Origin of the sequence: Pedobacter cryoconitis (assembly GCF_014200605.1) — a bacterium.
In the GTDB taxonomy this organism is placed as follows: domain Bacteria; phylum Bacteroidota; class Bacteroidia; order Sphingobacteriales; family Sphingobacteriaceae; genus Pedobacter; species Pedobacter cryoconitis_B.
The window spans coordinates 1-4,828 of the sequence record NZ_JACHCE010000017.1 but is presented as its reverse complement, the minus strand read 5'-3'; the positions used below and the strand labels follow the sequence as shown (position 1 = coordinate 4,828).

Sequence of the window (4,828 nt, the reverse complement as noted above, 5' to 3'; positions counted from 1 at the left end):
TTCTTCAGTAGTTAAGGTTTACCGTCAGTTAGCAGCAGTTCGTATTTATAATGGATATGGACCAACAGAGAATACCACTTTTACGTGTTGTTACCCGATTCCCCGTGATATTCAGGAAGATGAACATATTCCTATCGGTCGTCCGATTACAGGGACGAATGTTTATGTGCTGAACAGCAGTGGTTCTTTAAGTCCTGCTGGTGTAGCCGGTGAGCTTTGTACCTCAGGTTTGGGGCTGGCGCACGGTTATGTAAATAATACAGCTTTAACAGCTGAAAAGTTTGTAAAGAATCCTTTTGAACCGGATAGTTTGATGTACCGTAGCGGTGATCTGGTTCGCTGGTCTGCGGATGGGAATTTATTGTTTCTGGGTCGTATAGATAACCAGGTAAAGATTCGTGGTTATCGGATTGAGCCTGGAGAGATTGAGGTGGTGATTAGCGGACTGGAAGAAATCAATCAGGCTTTGGTACTTGTTAAAGAGCAGGGAGGTGATAAATACCTGGTGGCTTATTATACAGCAGCAGAAGCTATAGCAGACTTAAGACAACGTCTTAAAGGTTTGCTTCCGGACTATATGTTACCTTATTATTATGTTCATTTACCGGCATTTCCGCTCACAGCAAATGGGAAAGTAGATCGCCGGGCACTTCCCGATGCTATTCTGGATATAGAAGATAACTATGAGGCTCCATCGGGTGCATTGGAGCATACACTTGTTGGGATCTGGTCTGAGATTCTGAAAATAGATCAGGATAAGATCAGTGTGAACAGGAGTTTCTTTGATTTGGGAGGACATTCACTAAAGGCTCTGGGGCTGGTGAATAAAATACACAAAACATTTTCTGTTGAATTTCCCATATCAGATGTATTTAGTAGTCCGACCATAAAATTAATGGCAAAAATTATAGAAGTGCAGCAGTGGATTGATGAAGGGGTTGATGAGAGTTCAGAAACTATTAAAATAATTATCTAAGATGAAAGACTTAATCCATAAACTAAGGCAAAACAATATCGCGATTGATGTTATAGATAGTGAACTTCAATTGAGTATTCCTAAAGGTCTTTTTTTAGATGAAATAATTGCAGAAGTAAGGGCCAATAAACAAGAATTGATACATTTTATTGAGCAGGCAAAAGGGAGTAAAAAGACCAAAACTATTAATGTTGCATTAGAAAAACCTTACTATGTATTATCCTCTGCCCAGAAGCGGTTATATTTTCTTTATGAATTTGACCGGAACTCACTGGCTTACAATATGCCACAGGCTTCCTGGCTTAGTGGGGAATTGGATCGGAAGCGTCTGGAAGGTGCTTTCCAGGCTTTAATCAGACGGCATGAGATTCTCAGGACTACAATAGTGATGATTGGAGATGAACCATTTCAGGTAATTGGTGATGGTGCAGGATTTTCGATAACAGATTATCAGGCACAGCAACAGGACGTAGCGGCGGCAGTAGATAGTTTTGTCCGGCCTTTTGACCTGGAGAAAGGTCCTTTACTGCGTGTTGGACTAGTTCATGTACCTGGAGCAGAATCCCTTTTGATGTTGGACATGCATCATATCATTACCGATGGAGTTTCTCATGGGATTCTGATTCGTGATTTTATGGCTTTATATGCCGGCAAGGATTTACCTGCTCCTGGTTTACAGTATAAGGATTATGCAGAATGGCAGCAGAGTGCTATAGAGCAGGATCGTATAGCTAAACAGAAGTCTTTCTGGCTTTCGGAGTATCAGGATCTTCCGGAGGTACTGGATTTACCTTTTGATTATCAGCGTCCTGATCATCGGAACCATCGTGGAGATAGTTATGGTATCGAACTGGATGAACAAACTACAGCATCGCTTCGCCATTTAGGTGAACAGCATGGCGCAACTTTATATGCAGTTTTGTTATCGGTTTATAACATTCTTCTGGGACGTTTGGGCAGACGGGAGGATGTGGTGATCGGGACACCAATCGCCGGTCGTCGTCATGCTGATCTTGATGAGATGATTGGGATGTTTGTCAATACGCTTGCCTTGCGTAACTATCCTTTAGGGGAGCTAAGTTTTCAGGATTTTCTTGCAGAAGTGAGCTCGCATACCTTGTTATGTTTTGATAATCAGGATTTCCAATATGAGGATCTGGTAGATGAACTGAATCTTCCCCGTGATCTGGGACGTAGCCCATTGATCGAGGCGATGTTTTCTTATGAAAATTTTGAACAGGAAGAATTGGTGATCCCAGGTTTAGCACTCAATCATTATCAGCAGGAAGGAGATGGGAGTTCAAAATTTGATATTTCTCTTTCTGCAAGTGAGGATTCAGGTAAATTATATCTTAGCTTGAATTATTCAACAGAACTATTCCGCGAGACTACGATTAGTCGTTTCGCAAGCTACCTTAAAAATATCATTGAACAGATTCTGAAAGATCCTGGCATCAGGCTAAGTGAAATCAGGTTACCCGGTGAAAAGGAACGTGCGCGTTTACTGGAATTGGGAACAGGTGCTTCAGCTCACACTGATCAGACGGTTATTCAGCTTTTTAGAGAACAGGTTTTGAAAAATCCTTATGCTGCAGCTATCGTTTTTCAGGAGCAAGTAATGACCTACCAGGAATTGGATAGCTTGTCAAATCAACTGAGTCATTATCTGATCACCAAGTGTTTTCTGCAAAGAGGAGAATTTGCAGGTGTTAAATTGGAAAGGGGTAGCTGGCTGATTATTGCACAATTAGCAATTTTAAAGTCTGGAGCTGCCTATGTATCAATAGATCCGAACTATCCTGAAGCCAGAATAGATTTTATAGTGCGTGATAGTCAGTGCAGGTTTACTATTGATACAGTTTTTATTGCTGATTTTGATACTGTTCGGGATTCCTATCCGAAGATTTCTGAACCGGTGAAAGTGCAGGGAACTGATCTTGCATATGTCATTTATACTTCAGGTTCAACTGGATTACCTAAAGGAGTTATGGTCGCACATCAAAGTCTGACTAATCTTTGTTTGTGGCACCAGGAGTATTATAGTGTTTCTGAGACTAGCAGGGGTACTTTATATTCAAGTGTTGGTTTTGATGCATCTGTATGGGAAATATATCCTTATTTAATAGGCGGAAGTAGTCTTTATCCTATTTTAACAGATGAAATTCGTTATGATATTAATACTCTTCAAAATTTCTTTTTGGAGAATCAGATTACGCATTCTTATTTACCGAGCATCATTTGTCAGGATCTGGTTAAAAACAATATAGTTCTTGCTAATACCCTGATCTTAACTGGGGGTGATGTCCTGAGGATGAATGAAGGAAGTCAGTTAAAAATATATAATAACTATGGACCAACAGAAAATACCGTAGTCACTACAGTTGCAGATCTAAGTGCATATAAAGGTGGGTTGATTTCTATAGGTCGTCCGATTAGGGGTAGTCGTGTATATATATTGGATCAATATCAGAAATTAAGCCCGGAAGGTGTTGCCGGAGAGTTATGTATCTCTGGAATTGGTCTTGCACGTGGTTATGTGAATAATGCGGTTTTAACAGCAGAGAAGTTTGTACAGAATCCTTTTGAACCAGATAGTCTGATGTACCGTACCGGTGATTTAGTCCGCTGGACGGGAGATGGAAATATTGAATTTCTGGGTCGTATTGATGACCAGGTGAAGATCCGTGGTTACCGGATTGAGCTTGGAGAGATTGAGGCAGTGATCAGTGAACTGGAAGATGTAGATCAGGCCCTGGTGCTCGTTAAGGAAAAAGGAGGGGATAAACAGCTGGTGGCTTACTATACGGCAGCAGCGTCTATACCTTTAGTAGATTTAAGGCAACGTCTTCAAGGCTTACTACCCGATTATATGCTGCCTTCTTATTATGTTCATTTATCAGCATTCCCGCTAACCGCAAACGGGAAAGTGGATCGCCGGGCACTTCCTGAAATTGTGTTAGATATAGAGAACAATTATCAGGTACCATCTAGTGAAACAGAGCATATACTTGTTCGTATCTGGTCTGAGATCCTGAAAATAGATGAGGATAAGATCAGTGTAAACAGGAGCTTCTTTGATCTGGGTGGTCATTCGCTGAAAGCAATGAGTCTGGTCAACCGGATCCGTAAAGAACTGGGTACAGAAGTACCTTTAAAAGCAATATTCAGCCATCAGGATATCCGGAGTTTAGCCGTTTATATTTTTGAAGTTGCACCTGCTTCGGTTTATACTACTATTCCTTTGGCTGCAGAGAAAGCCCATTATGTCTTATCTTCTGCTCAAAAGCGGTTATATTTTCTGTATGAATTTGACCGTGATTCACTGGCTTATAATATGCCGCAGACTGTCTGGCTTAGTGGAGAACTGGATCGCGAACGTCTGGCTGGTGCTTTCCAGGCTTTAATCAGGCGACATGAGGTCTTCAGAACTACAATAGTGATGATTGAAGATGAACCATTCCAGGTAGTTGGTGATGGTGAAGGATTCTCCATCACGGATTACCAGGCGCAGCAGGAAGAGGTAGCAGGAGTAATGGAAAGTTTTATCCGGCCTTTTGATCTGGGACAAGGTCCTTTACTGCGTGTGGGACTGGTTCATGTGCCAGGAGGAGCTACACTTTTAATGGTGGATATGCATCATATCATTTCTGATGGGGCTTCTCAGGGAATTTTGATCCGTGATTTTATGGCTTTATATGCCGGAGAAGATTTACCGGCTCCAGGTTTACAATATAAAGATTATGCAGAATGGCAGCAAAGTGCTATAGAGCAGGACCGGATGGCAAAACAAAGATCTTTCTGGCTATCAGAATACCAGGATCTTCCCGAAGCGCTTGATCTTCCTTTAGACTA

2 protein-coding genes are annotated in these 4,828 nt (G+C 41.5%); both read left to right on the top strand.

The window, feature by feature from the left end:
- On the top strand, window positions 1-976 hold a 976-nt coding region (locus HDE68_RS26300), incomplete at its 5' end, for a non-ribosomal peptide synthetase (RefSeq protein WP_183885697.1).
- Window position 977: 1 nt separating this feature from the next.
- Window positions 978-4,828 (top strand): non-ribosomal peptide synthetase (locus tag HDE68_RS26295; RefSeq protein WP_183885695.1); only part of this gene is annotated, 3,851 nt, incomplete at its 3' end.